Source organism: Anoxynatronum buryatiense (assembly GCF_900182905.1).
In the GTDB taxonomy this organism is placed as follows: Bacteria; Bacillota; Clostridia; order Peptostreptococcales; family Tindalliaceae; genus Anoxynatronum; species Anoxynatronum buryatiense.
This window is the reverse complement of the sequence record NZ_FXUF01000007.1, coordinates 68120-87996: the sequence shown is the minus strand read 5'-3', so window position 1 is coordinate 87996 and position 19877 is coordinate 68120. Positions and strand designations below refer to the sequence as shown.

15 protein-coding genes and 1 other annotated feature are annotated in these 19877 nt (G+C 47.8%); of the genes, 14 read left to right on the top strand and 1 reads right to left on the bottom strand.

The window, feature by feature from the left end; genetic code table 11:
* Positions 1 to 634: 634 nt before the first annotated feature.
* The 13 genes from dnaA (at position 635) to serS (ending at position 17526) form a co-directional block, all read left to right on the top strand.
* Complete coding sequence (dnaA, locus tag QOL74_RS10325) at positions 635 to 2002, top strand: chromosomal replication initiator protein DnaA (protein WP_283409396.1); 1368 nt, start codon at positions 635 to 637, stop codon at positions 2000 to 2002.
* 259 nt (positions 2003 to 2261) lie between these two features.
* Positions 2262 to 3374: a DNA polymerase III subunit beta gene (dnaN, locus tag QOL74_RS10320; protein ID WP_283409395.1), complete on the top strand. Its 1113-nt coding sequence runs from the start codon at positions 2262 to 2264 to the stop codon at positions 3372 to 3374.
* A 179-nt stretch (positions 3375 to 3553) separates the two neighbouring features.
* Positions 3554 to 3760, top strand: a complete 207-nt coding sequence (locus tag QOL74_RS10315) for an RNA-binding S4 domain-containing protein (RefSeq protein WP_283409394.1) — start codon at positions 3554 to 3556, stop codon at positions 3758 to 3760.
* A gap of 95 nt (positions 3761 to 3855) precedes the next feature.
* Positions 3856 to 4986 (top strand): DNA replication/repair protein RecF, encoded by a 1131-nt coding sequence (gene recF / locus QOL74_RS10310; RefSeq protein ID WP_283409393.1) that lies wholly within the window; start codon positions 3856 to 3858, stop codon positions 4984 to 4986.
* An 83-nt stretch (positions 4987 to 5069) separates the two neighbouring features.
* The gene (locus tag QOL74_RS10305) at positions 5070 to 5438 is read left to right on the top strand and encodes a hypothetical protein (protein WP_283409392.1); all 369 of its coding nucleotides are present in this window, start codon (positions 5070 to 5072) and stop codon (positions 5436 to 5438) included.
* Positions 5413 to 7332: a DNA topoisomerase (ATP-hydrolyzing) subunit B gene (gene gyrB / locus QOL74_RS10300; RefSeq protein WP_283409391.1), complete on the top strand. Its 1920-nt coding sequence runs from the start codon at positions 5413 to 5415 to the stop codon at positions 7330 to 7332. Before QOL74_RS10305 ends, gyrB begins: the two co-directional genes overlap by 26 nt.
* 17 nt (positions 7333 to 7349) lie before the next feature.
* The gene (gene gyrA / locus QOL74_RS10295; RefSeq protein ID WP_283409390.1) at positions 7350 to 9953 is read left to right on the top strand and encodes a DNA gyrase subunit A; all 2604 of its coding nucleotides are present in this window, start codon (positions 7350 to 7352) and stop codon (positions 9951 to 9953) included.
* A gap of 272 nt (positions 9954 to 10225) precedes the next feature.
* The gene (locus QOL74_RS10290) at positions 10226 to 10543 is read left to right on the top strand and encodes an STAS domain-containing protein (RefSeq protein ID WP_283409389.1); all 318 of its coding nucleotides are present in this window, start codon (positions 10226 to 10228) and stop codon (positions 10541 to 10543) included.
* Between the two features lie 62 nt (positions 10544 to 10605).
* Positions 10606 to 11034, top strand: a complete 429-nt coding sequence (locus QOL74_RS10285) for an ATP-binding protein (RefSeq protein ID WP_283409388.1) — start codon at positions 10606 to 10608, stop codon at positions 11032 to 11034.
* Positions 11034 to 11840, top strand: coding sequence for a SigB/SigF/SigG family RNA polymerase sigma factor (locus QOL74_RS10280; RefSeq protein WP_283409387.1), 807 nt, complete (start codon positions 11034 to 11036; stop codon positions 11838 to 11840). Before QOL74_RS10285 ends, QOL74_RS10280 begins: the two co-directional genes overlap by 1 nt.
* Positions 11841 to 12185: 345 nt before the next feature.
* Positions 12186 to 15038, top strand: a complete 2853-nt coding sequence (locus QOL74_RS10275; protein WP_283409386.1) for a UPF0182 family membrane protein — start codon at positions 12186 to 12188, stop codon at positions 15036 to 15038.
* 146 nt (positions 15039 to 15184) lie between these two features.
* The gene (locus tag QOL74_RS10270; protein ID WP_283409385.1) at positions 15185 to 15604 is read left to right on the top strand and encodes an acyl-CoA thioesterase; all 420 of its coding nucleotides are present in this window, start codon (positions 15185 to 15187) and stop codon (positions 15602 to 15604) included.
* 172 nt (positions 15605 to 15776) lie between these two features.
* Positions 15777 to 16028 (top strand) — a binding site (T-box leader).
* Positions 16029 to 16245: 217 nt separating this feature from the next.
* The gene (serS, locus tag QOL74_RS10265; protein ID WP_283409384.1) at positions 16246 to 17526 is read left to right on the top strand and encodes a serine--tRNA ligase; all 1281 of its coding nucleotides are present in this window, start codon (positions 16246 to 16248) and stop codon (positions 17524 to 17526) included.
* A gap of 167 nt (positions 17527 to 17693) precedes the next feature.
* Here the strand turns inward: serS and QOL74_RS10260 are convergent, their stop codons facing one another.
* Entirely contained in the window at positions 17694 to 18227 is a 534-nt protein-coding gene (locus tag QOL74_RS10260) for a YcxB family protein (protein WP_283409383.1), read from the bottom strand.
* A 424-nt stretch (positions 18228 to 18651) separates the two neighbouring features.
* On the opposite strand from QOL74_RS10260, the gene QOL74_RS10255 reads away from it, so the two are divergent.
* A complete protein-coding gene (locus QOL74_RS10255; protein ID WP_283409382.1) occupies positions 18652 to 19707 on the top strand; it encodes a LacI family DNA-binding transcriptional regulator in 1056 nt (351 codons plus the stop codon).
* Positions 19708 to 19877: the final 170 nt, after the last annotated feature.

Below are 19877 nucleotides of genomic sequence, written 5' to 3'. Positions count from 1 at the left end.
TCGTTTCTTGTCAGTGCCGTCAAACGGCTTTACGGAAAGAATCAGACAATAATACACATAGATTATAACGAGTTTACCTGTTGCTGTCAAGAAAAGGCTTGCAGCGGCTCTGTGGAAAAAAATTTTTATTTTATCCACTTGTGGATATTTAAATCATTTCTGTGAAAAAAAGAAAGAATAAACAGCTGTCATTCAGTATTTTCAACCTCTGCGGTATATTTTAAAATTATCCTTTTAATTCATACTTATCCACAGGATGTGGATAAGTATGTGTGTAACTTTTTCCATTTCCCTATAACAAGCCACTTTCCATTATTTTAAAAAAAAAACGAATTGTGGATAACTGGCGATTTGCTATTCCCTTCAACTCTTTATATAATAAAACAGAGTCTAACGGCCGACTGAAAACAAGCAGCCCGGCGGGCATTGAAAAGTTCTCCACATGCTCCCGGTTTTTTCCACAGATTGTTCACAGCTTTACCAACAATCTTTTTTTGTCTCTTAAGCATGGGATTCCTAAGATGAATCATTTTTCCATCGATGATGCTCCCTTGTTTCAGTTGACTTCATATTGCTTGTTTGAAAAAACAGAATGGATTCTGATTAGGCCGGAACCAACAGGAGGTTTTTCACCATGAGTCAAGATCGTTACCTGCAGCAAGTATGGACCGAAGCACTTTCATTAATTGAACCAGAGATGAATGATACCAGTTTTAATACCTGGATTGGTGTCATTGAACCCTTACGGGTTGTTCCCGGTGAAAACAGGATCGTACTTGAAGTACCTTCCACTTTTATCAAAAACATTCTCAGTGAACGGTACCATATTCTCATTAAAAACACCATTCAGCGGGTAACCTCCCGAGCGTATGAAATTTCTTTCCAATCGCCTGAGGACGTGCCGGAAGAAATAGTTACAGCTCCCCCTTCAGTTGCTGAACGCCATGAAGTATCATCAATCCCTCTTCAAACCAGCATTGGAAATCTTAACCCTAAGTATGTTTTTGAAACCTTCGTGGTGGGCAACAGCAATCGTTTTGCCCATGCAGCTTCTCTGGCGGTGGCTGAAGCACCGGCAAAAGCCTATAACCCCCTCTTTATTTATGGAGGTGTGGGTCTTGGCAAAACCCATCTGATGCACGCCATTGGTCATTACATACTGCAGCATAATCCGGCAATGAAGGTTTTTTATGCTTCTTCCGAAAGTTTTACCAATGAACTGATTAATTCCATCCGGGACGACCGAAACATTGAGTTTCGCAATAAGTACCGAAATGTGGATGTTCTTCTCATTGACGATATTCAGTTTATTGCCAACAAAGAACGTACTCAGGAAGAATTTTTTCATACCTTCAACGCACTTCATCAATACAATAAGCAAATCATTATCTCCAGTGACCGGCCTCCAAAAGAAATTCCCACTCTTGAGGAACGCCTGCGCAGCCGCTTTGAATGGGGCCTTATCGGTGACATTCAACCACCGGATTATGAAACCCGAATTGCCATTCTTCGTAAAAAGGCTGAAATGGAACAAATAAGGGTTCCTGATGAAGTTCTCCTTTATATAGCCAAAAAAATTCAGTCAAACATCAGAGAATTGGAGGGCGCTTTAAACCGCATCGTGGTACAGTGTTCTCTTAATAATAACGAAATCACCCTTGAAGCTGCCGGCGAAACCATAAATGACATTTTTTCCACCAAATCCAGACAAGTGACTGTTTCTTTCATTAAAGAATACGTCTCAGGTCAGTATAACATTAAACTGGAAGAGATTGATTCGGCAAAAAGAACGCGTTCGATTGCGTTTCCAAGGCAAATAGCCATGTACCTCACCCGGGAACTCACAGATTTATCCCTTCCCAAGATAGGCAGTGAGTTTGGTAACCGTGATCACACCACTGTGATGCACGCCCATGAAAAAATCGTGACAGAAATGCGCAGCGATGATTCCCTGAAGCATCGTATTGAAAAAATGATGGAAGAAATACGCGGAACTGATTAAAAATATCATCCACATCACCATGTGAATCAGTTGTGGATGAGTTGTGGATAAAGGGAAAAACCCCTCTTTTTCTTTTTTGCTGTGGATTCTGTGGACAAAAATGCCCTTTCATTCACACCTTTAGCCACATTTTTTTCGTTTAAATTTCAACAGTTACATCGGTTTTTAACAAATCCACAGCCCCTACGACTATGACGACTGTCTTTTTTGCTTTTATTGTCTTTTTATTTCTCTCATTCACAAAAGGAGGTTATCCACCGTGCGTTTCACCATCCAACAAAAAGAACTCCTCAAAAGTCTCTCCATTGTTCAAAAGGGGGTTTCCAGTAAAACCACCCTCCCTGTTCTGAAAGGGATCTATGTTGAAGCCTTTGACCAGTATTTAAAGCTGGTGGCCACAGACCTGGACATAGGCATTGAGCATTTTAACATGGCAGAAATAGAAGAAGAAGGGGCTTTTGTCGTTGATGCGCGTCTGTTTCTCAACATTGTGCGTAAAATGCCCGACCGGCCCATTCACTTTCAAATGGCCGAACACCGTCAGCTGCTCATTACCTGTGATCATATTTCGTACACCCTTCACCTACTGGAAGTGGAAGAATTTCCAGAACTGCCCATTATCAATGCCGACACTTCTTTTCAACTTCCCCAGGATCTTTTCAAGAGCATGATTCAGCAAACCCTCTTTTGTGCTTCTGTGGATGAATCGAAGCCCTCTTTGTTGGGCCTGCGGTGTGAAATGAAAGAAGGGCGGCTGGAAATGGTGGGAGTTGACGGTTTTAGACTGGCCCTGCGTCGCTGCCGCGTCAATACAACTCAGGAAACCAGCTTTACGGTTCCTGTGAAAACCATGAGTGAACTGGTACAGATACTGGAAGATAATGAAAAACCACTTCAGGTGTCACTGACCGATAAGCAGGTGGTCTTTTCCATGGAGAAAACCACTCTTAATTCCCGGAGAATTGATAAGCCCTTTGTTCAGTTTAGGGATATCTTGCCGAAACAGCACGATACTGTCATTAGAATTCCTAAAAACACCCTTTTTGCAAGTGTTGACAGAGCCAGTCTGATGGTAAAGGAAGGGAAGAGCAGCCTGATTAAATGGGTGATTCGCGACAGCACCCTTTCCCTCACAGCCCGTACAGATCTGGGGCAGGTACATGAAGAAATGCCTGTGTCACAACAGGGCAATAACAAAGAGATTGCTTTCAATGCCCGTTATTTTCTGGAAGCACTGAGGGCCATTGATGATGAGGAAATTGATATTAAACTGAATCAGATGAATACACCGGGCATCATTGAACCCGTTGAGGGAGACGACTGGCTTTATCTGGTACTGCCGGTGCGAATGAACGCATCTGAAGACTTTTAGGGTTGAGAAGATGGGTGACAAGTACCGAAAGAGATGGTCAAACACTGAAACAGATGAACATACACTGAAACAGATGATCATGTACTGAATAAGATGAAGAAGCAGTGAAACAGAAACACTGAAAAAGAACCATTGAAACAGAAACAGTGATAATGGCAATGTAAAGGAGGATTTATGTCATGATTCAGTTTACACTGGAAGGCGAATACATAAAACTGGACCAGCTGCTGAAAGCGGTCAGCATTGCCGATAGTGGAGGCCAGGCCAAACACCTCATTGTAACAGGAATGGTAAAGGTGAATGGAACAGTGGCCACTGAGAGGGGTAAAAAAATAAGACAGGGCGATCAGGTGATCTGTGAACGTGAGATCATAGAGGTTGTGTGAAATAACAGTATGAACCAGTCCTTTATGAAAAAGCCCTTTATACGCCATTTATTCATCAAACAGTTCTTCACCCATGAGAAAGAAGTGAAGTCACCATGATGGTGGAATCAGTCATGCTTTCCCAGTTTCGCAATTATGAATCACTGCAACTGGAATTTCACCCCGGCATCAACTTAATTCTTGGAGAAAATGCACAGGGCAAAACCAATTTATTGGAGGCCCTGTATCTTTGTGCTGCCCTGCGTTCATTCAGAACACGAAGAGACAGTGAATTCATAAGATTTGGCGCTTCCCAGGGATACCTGAAAATGAACCTGGTCAGCACCCAGGGAGACGAAAAAAACCACCATCAAATGGAAATGATGTTTCGGCCTGACCAGAAAAAAAGAGTCAAAAGAAACGGTATTTCTCAGCAGCGAATAAGTGATGTGATGGGCACCTTCAAGGCAGTGCTTTTTTCACCTGAAGACTTAAAAATAGTGAAAGACAGCCCTTCAGAAAGACGCCAGTTTATGGACAGTGAGATGGTGCAGGTGTCTCCCCGTTATTATCACACCCTGCTTCAGTATCAGAAAATCATGAAACAACGCAACCAGTTATTAAAAAACAACAACCCAAAAGAAGAAGAAATATCAATATGGGATAACCAGCTGAGCGAGTTTGGTGTTCGGTTAATGAAGCAAAGGCACCGTTTTTTAATGGAAATAGAGAAATGGGCAAAAGAAATACACCATTCCCTCACGGGAAAAAAGGAAGAACTGGCGATTCACTATCAACCGGGACTTCTCCTGCCGCCAGAATGGCCAGAAAAATCGCCTGAAGAACTGACAGAGATCATGGAAAAGCTTCTGGAAAAAAACCGGCGGGCAGATCTGTACCGGCAAACCACGGGAAAAGGACCCCACCGGGATGACCTGGCCTTCACCATTAACCAAATGGACGTGCGCCAGTACGGGTCTCAGGGTCAAAAAAGAACAGTGGTGCTTTCGTTGAAACTTGCCGTGATGGAATGGATGAAAGAGATGACAGGCGAATACCCGGTACTATTGTTGGACGATGTAACCAGTGAGTTGGATGAGGGAAGACAACAGGATTTATTGGAGTATCTGAAACCGGTGCAAACCATCATCACGGCCACCCACACCCTGCCGGGAATGGAAGATCCTCAGCGGGGGCGGTTGTATTTTGTGGAGAAGGGAATGGTAAGGCTTTCCAAAGAAGCCTAAAAAGGATATAATAAAGAGTGGTGTATTTTATTACAGAGAAAAAATCTTTCTTTCCAAAAGAAATGAAGGAGGGGTTGTCATCCGTGTACTTGCATATAGGAGAAGGCTTGCTGGTCAAAAAATCAGAAGTCATCGCTATTTTGGATGCCCGTCAAATAATGGATGCCGAAAACAGCCAGGTTTTTTTTGACACCTTTTCCGGTGACCATTCCCTTCATGAAAATAATATCAAGTCTTTTGTGATGGTGGATGCCCCAAAGGGTCAAACGAAAAGCAGCCGGCGGCGGCTTCAAAAAAGAGATCAAAAAAGAGATCATCAAAAAAACAAGCCCCTGATTTTAGTATCGGCCATTGCCAGCACCACCCTGCAAAAACGCTTTCACAGCAAAAATGAAGAAATGATGGATATAGAATTGAGGGAAACCCATGGAAAACAGACAAAACAATTATAATGCGGAACAGATTCAGGTACTGGAAGGGTTGGAACCTGTTCGAAAAAGACCGGGCATGTACATTGGCAGCACCAGCGCCCGGGGTCTTCACCATCTGGTGTATGAAGTGGTGGATAACAGCATCGACGAAGCCCTGGCCGGTTATTGCACAGAGGTCACCGTCACCATTGATGCTGACAATCAGGTAACCGTCACCGATAACGGACGGGGAATTCCCATCGAAGTGCATTCTCAGACGGGAAAATCCACCCTGGAAACAGTACTCACCATTCTTCATGCCGGGGGTAAATTTGGAGGAGACGGTTATAAAGTTTCCGGCGGACTCCATGGCGTAGGGGTTTCAGTGGTGAACGCCCTGTCTGAAAAGTTGGAAGTGGAAGTGAAACGGGACGGCTACCGCTACATTCAAAGCTACTCCAAAGGGCTGCCCCTGTGCGAAGTCTGTCGTATGGAAGAAACAGAAGAAACAGGCACCAGCATGACCTTTCAGCCGGATCCCACTATTTTTGAAGAAGTCATTTTCAAGTATGAATCCCTGGAAAACCGCCTGCGGGAACTTGCATTCCTCAACAAGGGAATCCGCATCGTACTGGAAGACAAGCGGGAAGAGCAGGAACGAAAAAGCATTTTCCACTACAGCGGCGGGATCAGGGAATTTGTGCGACATATCAATAAAAATCGGGAAGCCCTCCACGAAACCATCCTCTATTTCGAAAAAGAAAAAGAGGAATCAGTGGTGGAAATTGCCATGCAATACACCGATTCCTATACCGAAAACATCTTCAGCTTTGCCAACAATATCAATACCCAGGAGGGCGGCACCCACATGAGTGGGTTTAAGGGTGCCATGACCCGGTGCATCAATGACTATGGCCGAAAGAACGGGTATCTGAAAGAAAAAGATACCAATCTGCTGGGGGAAGATATTCGGGAAGGCCTCACCGCCATTATTTCGGTGAAACTTCGAAATCCCCAATATGAGGGCCAAACCAAAACCAAGCTGGGGAACAGTGAAATAAAAGGCATTGTGGAGAGCCTCACCGGCGAATTTCTGGATGGATTTTTGGAAGAAAATCCGGCAGATGCCCGCATTATCATGGATAAATGTCTTCGTGCCCAACGAGCCCGTGAAGCCGCCAAAAAAGCCCGGGAACTCACCCGGCGAAAAGGCGTGCTGGAAAACACCGCCCTGCCGGGGAAACTGGCAGACTGTGCTGAACGGGACGCTTCCCTGTGCGAAATTTACATCGTGGAAGGAGATTCCGCCGGCGGCAGTGCCAAGCAGGGAAGAGACCGGGCCACCCAGGCCATTCTTCCCCTCAGGGGAAAAATTCTCAACGTGGAAAAAGCCCGTTTGGACCGGATGCTGAATTTCTCCGAAATCAGAGCCATGATCACCGCCTTTGGAGCAGGAATCGGGGATGAGTTTGATGAAAGCAAGCTGCGTTATCACAAAATCGTCATCATGACTGACGCCGATGTGGATGGCGCTCATATACGCACTCTATTACTCACCTTCTTTTTCAGGCACATGAAGCCACTGGTGGAGTCCGGCTATATCTACATTGCCCAGCCGCCCCTATACAAGCTGACTAAGGGAAAAGAAGTCAGGTATGCCTATTCCGATGAACAGATGAAAAGAGAAATGCAAGAGATGAGCCCTGAAAAGGAAGGGCTGGTGGGTATTCAGCGCTACAAAGGTTTGGGAGAAATGAATCCCGACCAGCTGTGGGATACCACCATGGATCCCAAAACCCGAACGCTTTTACGGGTTACCATCGATGAAGCCGCTGTGGCAGACGAAATTTTCACCACCCTCATGGGTGAAAAAGTGGAACCCCGCCGGGAGTTCATTGAAAATAACGCCCGGTATGTGACCAATCTCGATATCTGATAAGGGGGAGAAAAAAAGTGGATCAGGAATTGCAAAAAATCATCCCCATCGGTATCGAGGATGAAATGAAAAAATCATACATCGATTACGCCATGAGCGTCATCGTTGGCCGTGCCCTCCCAGATGTAAGGGACGGGTTCAAACCGGTTCACCGCCGTATCCTGTATGCCATGAACGATCTGGGCATGGGGCCGGATAAACCTTACCGAAAATCTGCCAGAATCGTCGGTGACGTTCTGGGTAAGTACCATCCTCATGGCGACAGTGCGGTTTATTTAGCCATGGTGCGTATGGCGCAAGATTTTTCCATCCGGGCACCCCTGGTGGACGGCCACGGCAACTTCGGCTCTGTTGACGGCGACAGCCCGGCAGCCATGCGTTACACCGAAGCAAGGCTGTCAAAAATAGCGGTGGAAATGCTTCGGGATATCGGTAAAGAAACCGTTGATTTCATGCCCAACTTTGATGAAACCCTCCAGGAACCGGTGGTGCTTCCCAGCCGTTTTCCCAACCTGCTGGTGAATGGATCCAGCGGCATTGCCGTGGGAATGGCCACCAACATTCCTCCCCACAACCTGGGAGAAGTGATTGATGGAGCCGTCTTGATGCTGGAAGAACCGGATATTTCGCTGGAAAAGCTGATGACCACCATTCCCGCCCCTGATTTTCCCACCGGGGGCACCATTTTGGGACGCAGCGGCATTTTGGCTGCCTATCGCACCGGCCGGGGCCGGGTAAGGGTACGCGCCAAAGCAGAAATTGAACAACTGAAAAGCGGAAAAGCACAGATCATCGTCACCGAACTGCCCTATCAGGTGAACAAGGCCCGCCTCATCGAAAAAATTGCCCACCTGGTGCGGGATAAAAAAATGGATGGCATCACCGATCTGAGAGATGAATCAGACCGGGACGGTATGCGCATCGTCATTGAACTTCGCCGTGATGTCAGCCCCAATGTGGTGCTGAACCGGCTTTATAAGCATTCCCAGATGGAAGAAAGTTTTGGAGTCATCATGCTGGCACTGGTGGACGGCCAGCCCAAAGTGCTGAATCTGAAAGAAATGCTTCATTACTACCTGGAGCATCAGAAAGAAATCATTGTGCGCCGCACCCGTTATGATTTGGCCAAGGCAGAAGAAAAGGCCCATATACTGGAAGGCCTTCGAAAGGCACTGGATCACCTGGACCAGGTCATTGCTCTTATTCGCGGCAGCCGCACCGGTGCAGAAGCCAAAGAAGGCCTCATGACCCAGTTTGATTTCTCAGAGCGTCAGGCCCAGGCCATTCTGGATATGCGCCTGCAGCGCCTCACCGGCCTTGAGCGGGACAAAATCATTGCCGACTACGAAGAAACCATGAAAGTGATTCAGCAGCTGCGGGCCATTCTGGCCAGCGAACAGATGGTCAGAGACATCATTCGTGATGAACTTGTGGAAATCAAGGAAAAATACGGCGATCCCCGCCGTACTCTCATCGAAGAAAATATCGAAGAGCTGAACATGGAAGACTTCATCGAAGAAGAAGATGTGGTCATCACCATGACTCATTTCGGCTACTGCAAGCGGGTGCCCGTCAGCGAGTATAAAAGCCAGAAAAGGGGCGGAAAAGGAATCAGCGCCCTCAGCACCCGGGAAGAAGATTTTGTGGAACGCATTCTCATCACCTCCAGCCACGATTCCCTCCTCTTTTTCACCAACAGAGGGCGGGTATATAAGCTGAATGTGTATGAAATTCCTGAAGGCAAACGACAGGCCAAGGGCAGTGCCATTGTGAACCTGATTCAGCTGGAACCAGAAGAAAAGATCACCGCCACCATTCCTGTGAGCAAGCAGTGTGATCTTAAATACCTTCTCATGGCCACTGAAAAAGGGGTTATTAAAAAAACCCAGCTCTGCCAGTTCCTCAACACCCGCAAAAGAGGACTCATTGCCCTCACCCTGCGGGAGGGTGACCAACTCATCAGCGTGCGTCACGCCGATCCGGGACACCATGTGATGCTCACCACTGCCCGGGGCATCGGTATTCGCTTTGAAACCGACAAGCTTCGGGAGACAGGCCGCAGCTCCATGGGTGTCAAAGGCATCACCCTGGCAAAAGATGACCGGGTGGTAACCATGGAAGTTTTTGATCCCCAGCAACCGGAAGACCTGCTGGTGGTGAGTGAAAAAGGCTTTGGAAAACGCACCAGCGTTAATCAATACCGGGTTCAGTCAAGAGGCGGCAAAGGTCTCTACACCTATAATTATACCGAAGATACCGGTGAGCTCATTGGTGCCCGCATTACCAACGATGACGATGAGTTGCTGCTCATCAATCAGGATGGCAGCATTATCCGCCTGGCCGTGACCACCATCTCCAGAGTTGGCCGCCGCACCCGGGGCGTGCGCTTGATGCGCACCGGCGAACAGCACCACATCATCTCCATGGCACTGCTGCCCCGACGGGAAGAAGAACCGGAAAATGCCCTGGAAGAAGATTTGGAGACAGAGGTGGAAACGGAAGCTACCCACGGAACCGATTTGGAAACAGCAGAAGATGAAAATGAAATGGCATTGAATGAAGAATCTGAAATAGAAATAGATACTGTTTCTGAAGAAATAGAAACAGAGGATGAAGAATAGAAACACGTTATATTATCAGAATCCTGGTTGAGAGAAAAATCGTTTTTAACCTTCATCCTCAAAACGGCGCTATTGCCGTTTTTTTCTTTAGATCCAGAGGAGTTAATGCCTTATAACCAACAGTTTTTATCGCCTAAAAGGTCCAATGATGAGACTAACCGTCTAAAAATAGACAAATCACCACACTTATATAGTGTTAACAGGCTGAATCTGTTATAATAGACAGACAACACACAATGACGCCTTTTATTCGCAATAAAGGAGGGAGTACAGTGGCACTGAAGATCCAAAAATCCTTTAATGAAGAGGAACAGCTTTGGGTGCTTGTACTGGAGGGTGAAGTGGACCTGCATACTGCCGGCATTCTGAAAAAAGCAGTGAATGAAATGTTGGAAGAGAAAAAAGGGTCGATCCGCATCATGGGAGACCAATTGGAATACATTGACAGCACCGGATTAAGCGTTTTCATTGGAACCCTGAAGCAGTTACAGAAGGAAAATTTGAACATTCTTGTCAGAAATTTGAAGCCCAGCATAAAAAAATTATTAAATATCACGGGATTGGATAAAATACTAGTAGTGGAAAATTAGTTTCCAAATCCAATGAGAAGGTGATCCCTATCGTGAGACCAGTGATGAAGGAGCTCAGCAAAATGAATCATGAAATCAACCGGGAAATGATCGAGTTGTCCATTCCCCATCGTTCAGAGTATGTGAGTATGATCCGGTTGACAGTAACAGCCATTGCCAGCAGTATGGGCTTCGATATTGAAGATATCGAAGACATCAAGGTGGCTTTGTCTGAAGCCTGCTCCAACGCCATTATGCATGGCGGCTGCAGTGCTGAGGAAAATTTTGTTGTCCAGTTTATTCGTGAGCAGAAACGGCTGACCATCTCTGTTTCTGATTTCGGCAAGGGCTACAGTGTTCAAACCCTCCAGGACCCAAAACTGGAAGAACTGAATGAAGGAGGGCTGGGAATCTTTATCATCAGATCATTGATGGATGATGTGAAAATTAAAACTGGCAGCAGCCAGGGCACATCCATCACCATGATTAAAAATTTAAGGGAGGAAGCCTGATGACGACACCATCCACCGCCAATCACTCTCCGTCAAACCCGGGCCGCCATCTTTCCCTTGACACACTGAATGATAAAGAACTGTTCCTGGTCTACCGGGAAAACCGGGATGTGAAAATCCGAAACGAACTGGTAAGGCGCTACCTGTTTATCGCCGAAATACTCTCCAGAAAATATATCAATAAAGGCATCGATTACGAAGACATCTACCAGGTGGCTTCCCTCGGCCTGATCTATGCCATTGAACGCTTTGATGTTGACCGGGGCTATGAGTTTTCCAGTTTTGCCACTCCCACCATCATCGGTGAAATCAAAAAGTACTTTCGTGACAAAGGCTGGTCTATCCGGGTACCCCGGCGCATTCAGGAACTGTCGAAAAAAATCAACACCACCAAAAGTATTTTACAGCAACAATTACAGCGAACCCCAAAAATAAAAGACATTGCCGATTACCTGAACTGCTCTGAGGAAGAAATCATCGAAGCCATGGAGGCCAACCAGGTATACACCCCCAAGTCTCTTGACCTCACCTACGACAACGAAGGAGAGGACAAAGATATTCAGTTCATGGATCTCATCGGTGAAACCGATAAAATGTTCGACTTCATTGAAAACCGGGATTTCATTCTGCAGGCCATGGAAAAACTGAATCAGGTGGAGCGCAAGGTGCTGAAAGACCGCTTCTTCGAAAACCAGACCCAGATGCAGGTAGCCATGTCGCTGAATGTATCACAGATGACAGTTTCCCGGATGGAAAAGAAAATCATCGAAAAATTCAAGAAAGAATTTAAACGGACCATGCAATAAAGGCACCCGGCTGAAAATGCCCGGTGCCTTTTCTTCAGGCATCTTCAGGCATCATCAGGTTTCTACAGACAACAGGGCTTTAAATCCGTGAGGGTTGAAAGCAAACATTTACAGAAAAAGAACGTCTTGTTTATCAACACCATTTCATCAACAGTTCATGTTGGTGTGATAAAGTAGAAGAGATCATGAAAAATCATCAACATGAATCAACGAAATCGAAAAGCATGGGTGACGGTGGTCGGTACCCTCTGAACAAACCACATGAGTGAAAAACCATTAAAAAACCATTAAAAAATGGTGACATCCGGTCATTTAACTGGATGATGAGAGAAGGGAGTTTTTCAAATGAACCGCATTCGAAAAATACTGGGAGGGGTGGCGGCCCTGGTGGTGATTCTGCTGCTTTTCACCAGCCAGTTGGTCCATTTCATCACCGAATACCAATGGTTTGCCGATTTGGGATACACGGGTGTGTTTCTCACCCGGCTGCGTACGCAGATGACGTTGGGCATCCCTGTCTTTATAGTGGCAGGTATTCTCTTTTATGCTTATTTTCGGGTACTCAAGAAAAGGTACGAAAAACAGACCGGTGCCACCCAGGTGACCCTGTCGGACAAACAGATCAACCGGTGGCTGCTGCTGCCGGCGGTGGTGCTGGGACTCTACACCGCCATGAATACCGTGGGGCGTTTCTGGTGGCAGATTCTGGAGTTTCGCCATCAGGTTCCCTTTGGCGTGGAAGACCCGGTTTTTGGTAAAGACATCGCCTATTATTTCTTCACCTGGCCCCTCTTGATGCAAGGGCTGGACACTCTGATCTCACTGATTTTCACCGTGGTGGTGGTCACCTTCATATTCTATTTGTTCATGCTGGCTGTCCGCCGGCCCACCCTGATTCAGGTGGAAGAAGGGACTAATCCCTGGAAAGACACGATGAAACGGTTTTTGACCTTTGCCACCCGCCAGATGGTGACCCTGGGTGTGATTTTCTTTGCCATTCTCACCCTGCGGTACCTTCTCAGCATTTATCAACTCCTGTACTCTCCCCAGGGGGCCATTTATGGCGCCGGCTATACCGATATGGCCGTGGGCCTGCCCCTTTACCGCATCAAAGCCTTGGTGAGTTTTGCCGGCGGCGTGCTGCTGCTGGTGGGTTTTTATGGCCGAAAATACAAGCTGATGGCCGCTGGTCCGGTGCTCCTCATACTGGTGACAGTGCTGGGAGGCATTGCCAGTGCAGGCGTTGAGCGCTTTGTGGTGGAGCCCAATGTGCTGGCCAGGGAAACCCCCTATATCCGCCAGAACATCGAGTACACCCGCATGGCCTATGGGCTGGATAACGTGCGGGAAGAAGCGTTTAACATCGATTACAACCTCACCCGGGAAGACTTGGAGGCCAACCCGGAAACAGTGAAAAACATCCGCATCAATGACTACCGGCCTGCCCTTCTCAGCTACAATCAACTGCAGGCCATTCGCCCCTATTACCAGTTCACCGATGTGGATATTGACCGCTACCACATTGACGGCGAATACCGCCAGGTGTTTACATCAGCCCGTGAACTGAATATGGAACGCATCAGCGAATCCGCCAAAACCTGGCTGAACATGCATCTGAAATACACCCATGGGTATGGCGCAGTGGTTTCACCGGTGAATGCCATCACCCCCCAGGGGCAGCCAGAGCTGTTTATTCGCAACATTCCCCCCGTGAGCACCACTGATCTGCTGATTACCCGGCCTGAAATCTATTTTGGCGAACTCACCAATCATTACATCGTGGTGAATACCGGTGAAATGGAATTTGACTACCCCATGGGTGAAGACAACGCAGAAACCATGTATGAAGGAACTGCCGGCATTCCTTTAAGCGGATTTAACCGGCTGCTTTACGCCCTGCGGGAGCGGAGTGCCCGGCTGTTTGTTTCCGGCAGTATTTCAGGGGAGAGCCGCATTATTTTTGACCGGAACATAGAAGACAGGGTGACGAAAATCGCCCCCTTCCTCCTCTACGATGAAGATCCCTACCTGGTGATTCATGAAGGCCGACTGGTCTGGATCATCGACGCTTTCACCATTCACGACAGATACCCCTACGCCACTCCCTACCTGAACCAGGACTACAACCGCCGCCTGCGGGGAGACTACAATTACATGCGCAACTCGGTGAAGGTCGTGGTGGATGCCTACGAAGGCGACGTCAATTTCTATATTGCCGATGTGGAAGACCCGGTGATTCAAACCTATGCCAACATCTTCCCCGGGCTTTTTCAGCCCCTGGAAGCCATGCCGGAAGGTTTGCATCAACACATCCGGTATCCCCAGGAGCTGTTTGATCTGCAAACCATCGTTTATGAGCGGTATCACATGGCCAACCCCTCCGTGTTCTACCTGGATGAAGACCTATGGAACATTGCCCAGGAGCGCTATGCCGGTCAGTCTCAAAATGTGGAGTCCCAGTACATGATTTTCAAAATGCCGGGAGAAGACAGGGAAGAATTTGTGCTTTCCGTCCCCTACACCCCCAACCGGCTGAATAATATGATTGCCCTTCTCATGGCCCGAAATGACGGAGAGCATTATGGCGAACTGGTGCTTTACCAGCTGCCCAAAGATCAGAACATCTATGGGCCCATGCAGATAGAAGCCCGCATCGATCAGAATGAAGTCATCTCCCAGAGCCTGACCCTGTGGGGAGAAGGCGGTTCTCAGGTGATTCGGGGGAACCTGCTGGTGATTCCCATGAACAACTCCTTCCTGTACATTGAACCCCTGTACATCCAGGCTTCCAATTCCGACAGTCCGCCGGAGGTGAAGCAGGTCATCGCCGCCTTTGGAGACGATATTGTGATGGAAAGCACCCTTGAAGAAGCCCTGACCCGCCTCTTTGGTGCCGGTACGCCCACCATTCCTGAAAGTGGCACCGGAACACCGTCATCACCAGAACAACAGCCGACAGCACCCGCCCCGGGAGAAACTCCGGGAGCTCCAGGAACGCCTGCTGACACCCCGTCACCGGAGGTCACCCTGCCGGCAGATTTGGCAGAGGCTTCCACCGAAATGCTGATTCGGGCTGCCAGCAACACCTTTGAAGCCGCTCAGAAAGCCTCTCAGGAGGGAGATTGGGCAGCCTATGGGGAGGCCCTGGCGCAATTGGAAGAAATCTTAAATGTCCTGGAGGCTCAAGCGGGAGAATAGCGCTATTTCCTGGGGTGGTTTCGCATAGCAAAAATCATTAATGAGAATTTCAACGATTTTCATAGAAAAAGATCAATATATGTCGCCATAATGGGTATCTATGTCGGGTAGCCAACGAATCAGGATACTTTGAGGAGGAACCCATTATGAAAAGTCATGTGATTCACCATCTGGTGAAAAGTGAAGATTTGAACCACCACGGCACCCTTTTTGCCGGCAGAATGGCCGAGTGGTTTGTGGAAGCGTCTTTTGTGGCGGCAGCCAGCCAGTACGGAAAACCCGAAGGCATCGTGTGCCTTAAAGTTCATGGCTTCCGCTTCTTTAAACCGGTGCACAATGGCAGCATTATTCTCATCGACAGCAAAGTGGTGCTCACCGGCCGAACCAGCATCACCGTCTATGCCAGTGTGGTGGATGAAAAAACCGGCGATCTGCTGGTGGATGGCTTCATTACCTTTGTCAGTGTTGATGAAGACGGCAACAAAGTGCTTCATGGGCTGCCCACACCAGAAGCGGCTGACGCAAAAGAAGCCGCCATTGTGGCTCAGGCAAAAGAACTCAAGTAACTGGAGTAAGTTCAGTAACCAAAAAACCAGAAATCAGAAGCTAAACAGGTTGTCAAGGGATGGCGGCTGTGATACAATAATTTGATCGAAGGCACTGTTAATGACACAGAAGCATTTTGTCGAAAACCTGATAAACCTTTTAAGTCGCTGAACAGTCTGTCGAAAATATCCTGTAAAAGTGAAGAAGAACCCAGTAGACTGAGAGAATCCTCCAGAGAGCCGTCGGTGGTGGAAGACGGTGGTGCAACCAGTCGAATCCAGTTCAGAACTGTGGCGTGAAAAGCCGCTGGAAACGCCAGGCGTTATTCCAGGGTCACCAAGCGCCGCCGGCCCAGACAGCCGTTATCCCGTATATTGAGTGGATTGTTTCATGTGAAACAGTCAATCAGGGTGGCAACGCGGAGTATGAACCTTCGTCCCTTTCACCGGGGATGAAGGTTTTTTTGTATGACAACTGCGGCAACAAAGAAAGCATCATTAAATGAGCGAAGGCAGTACGCAGAACAAAGCGACAACGAAACTAAGCGGATCAAGCGGAAGCCAAAGAAAAAGTGAAAAGCAGTGAGAGAAGCAAGAACAGTGAGAACATTGAAAACAGTGAAAGCAGTAAAAGCAGAGAAAAAAGATGAGGAGGAAATCAAATGTTGGATCTGAAACGGATACGCAACGAACTGGAGACCATCAAGGCGGCCATGGAACGCCGGGGAGAAGCAGAAGTGGATTTGGATGCCGTGGTGGCGTTGGATGAAAAACGGCGCAGCCTGCTTCAGGAAGTGGAACAGATGAAAAGCGAACAAAATGCAGTCTCAAGAGAGATTCCCCGCCTGAAAAAAGAAGGGCAGGACACCGCCGAAATCATGGCCAAGATGAAAGATCTCTCTGCCCGTATCAAGGATCTGGATGCAGAAGTGGCCCAGGTGGACAGCGAGCTTTATGAACTGATGCTGCGCATTCCCAATGTGCCCCACCCGGATGTTCCCCAGGGAGAGACCGATGATGATAATGTGGAAGTGCGCCAATGGGGGACCCCCCGCACCTTCGAATACGAGACAAAGGCTCACTGGGATCTGGGAACCGATTTGGATATCCTGGATTTTGAGCGGGCAGCCAAGGTCACCGGAGCCCGATTTGTGCTCTATAAAGGCCTGGGAGCCAGACTGGAACGGGCCCTCATCAACTTCATGCTGGATCTTCACACCGAACACCACGGTTATCAGGAGCTGATGCCCCCCTTCATGGTAAACCGCCAGAGCATGACCGGCACCGGGCAGCTGCCCAAGTTTGAAGAAGACACCTTCCGGGTGCCCCAAAAAGACTATTTTCTGGTGCCCACTGCAGAAGTACCTGTGACCAACATCCACCGGGATGAAATCATTCCAGAAGAATCCCTGCCTCTGTGCTATGCCGCCTATACCCCCTGTTTCCGCTCAGAAGCCGGGTCTGCCGGCCGTGACACCCGTGGGCTCATTCGCCAGCACCAGTTCAACAAGGTGGAGATGGTGAAATTCACCACCCCTGAAACCTCTTATGCAGAGCTGGAAAGCCTCACCGCCAACGCGGAGGAAGTGCTGAAACAACTGGGAATCCCCTACCGGGTGGTGAAAATTTCCACGGGTGATTTGGGCTTCACCGCTGCCTTTAAGTACGATGTGGAAGTGTGGATGCCCAGCTACAACCGGTATGTGGAAATCTCCTCCTGCAGTAATTTTGAAGACTTTCAGGCGCGACGGGCCAACATCCGCTACCGCCCCAAAGAAGGGGGAAAAGTCACCTTCCTTCACACCCTCAATGGGTCGGGTCTGGCAGTGGGCCGTACCCTGGCGGCTATTCTGGAAAACTTCCAGCAGCCTGATGGCAGTGTGGTGATTCCAGAAGTGCTTCGGGGATATATGGGCGGCGTTGAACGCATTGCGGTCAAATAGCCGGTCAATCACACAATCACCTACACATATAATCACGCAGTAAAGGCAATCAGGCATGAAGCATAACGAACAAACAAAGCAGTGACACCGCTTAGAACAGGCGGAAGTCACTGCTTTTTGGTTGAATCAATCTGGCACGAATGGCAATAAAAGGCATGCGCCGGGTACTATCCCGTTGACTGAGGGCGTTTATTCTTGACGCGAATGACAGGCACCTGCTCGTCCACCAGTTTGATCAGCGCCTCAGGGGTTCCCTGGTGAAAATCGCCATGGGGCAGAATAAAAGCCCGGGCTTTGGTGAGGTACAGGTAGGAAACGTGATCAAGGTGAAAAACCCGGTACACCTGATGCCATTGAAAAGTGGTGGTTTCATGAGCATTCACCACCTGAACCTCATGAGGGTCCAGGGTCACCGTATAGGCAACGCGGGGCGTATCCAGACCATGGAGACGAATCTGGCGCTTCAGGGATACATGATAGAAAGTCAGGTAGAGGGCAGGAAGCAACAGGCCGGCGCCGCAGTAGGCATAGAAAAAAAGGCGGCTGCCGGTGTTTAAGTGAATCACACCCAGAATAATGAGAAATACAGGAAAGAAAAGCAGCATCAAACCCCGGTGGTTCATTTGAAAAGCATTGAAATAACTGAACTGGCGAAAAACCTGGGCATTAATGGTGGTGCGAATAACAAGGGATTTTTCCATAGAATTTCCTCCTGAGAACAAGTTTAAGGTGAAGAGCAGGCATGCCGCTTCAGCCACACTGGCGGCAAGGTAATGGTAAGTGATTTCACTATACCATAAGAAGAAATGGGAGAAAAGAGATTAAAACGTTTTAGTAAAAGCGGCTAATAAACCAGTGAATATTCAGATTGTTCAGCGGATACTTTCCCTGGAAAAAGCAAGGCCTGGTCGGAACAATAAATCACAATCAAATTGTGACGTATGAAAGCCTTGAAAATACACAAAAAACCAAAACCGGCACAACGCATGAATCACAAAAGATTCTCACTTTTTCAACCATTTCTTATCTTTTTTTGAAAAAAGCATTGACAGGCAGGAAAGAGCATATTAAAATAAGGCCAGAACGTTAGGAAAACGTTTTAGTAAACGTGAAGCGGTGAAACGAATGGTCAAACGAGTCACCATCAAAGATCTTGCGGCAAATATGGGTGTTTCTTCAGGAACCGTACACCGTGCCTTAAACGGCAAGCCTGGCGTTGGGGATGAACTGCGGGAGCGAATACTGGAGACAGCCCGTGAGTTTGGCTATCGTCCCAACTATGTGGCTTCTTCCCTTAAACGGAAAACCCTGCGAATTGTGGCGGCTTTTCCCGGCTCCACAGAGCAGAACCGGTATTACTATACCTATGTCTGGCAGGGGTTTCGGGACTGTATGGAGGAGCTTCAGGATTATAATCTGCAGGTCATCGAAATACCTTACTACAACACAATGAATGTGCAGGGTCATGAGCTGACAGCCGTGCTGGAAAGGTATAACCATGAAATTGACGGGTTAATCACTGTCGGTCATGCCCACGATGAACGGGGGGAGCAGGCCATTCGCCAGTTTATTCAACAGGGCATTCCCGTCATGCTCACCTGTGATGATCTTCATGACAGCGGCCGCATGGGCTGTGTACAGGCCAATTACGAATTAACAGGCCGTATGGTGGCAGAGCTGTTGAGTTCTCAGCTTCCTGAAAACAGCAGTGTGCTCATTGGCGCCGGTGACATCATGGTGCCCTCCCATTACGGTATTATCCAGGGCTTTGACGCTTACATAAAAGAAAACGAAATCAGCCTGAAAACTGTCAAAGTTCACGGCTACAAGGATGAAGAAGAGATTTCCATGCGCATGCGGGAATACCTTAACAGCGATCCAAGCATCCGGGCCATTTACAGCGTCAATGCACGGGGCAGCGTAATGATCGGCAAGCTGGTGAAGGAAATGGGACTGGCGGGTAAGCTGCGGGTCATCGGAAGTGACTTGTTTGACGAGAATGCAGCCAATATGAAAGCGGGCATACTGAACAACATTATTTACAAAAACCCCTATCAACAGGCCTACCTGGCAACCAGACGCCTGTTGGATTATCTGATCAAGGGTGAAAAACCCATCGAAGATGTCAAGTATGTGGAAAGCGTGGTTCTTTTTAACAGCAATTTATCCATGTACCTGTAAAGGGATACCATCAGCCTGACAATCAGCATGATAAGTTCCCGCCTGTGGCATCTTTGGAATCCTTAACATCTTTGGAATCCTTAACATCTTTAAATATCTTTAGAATTACTGACGTGTTTAACATCTCCGGCATCATAAGTATCATTGGCATCATAAGCACCATCAAAAAA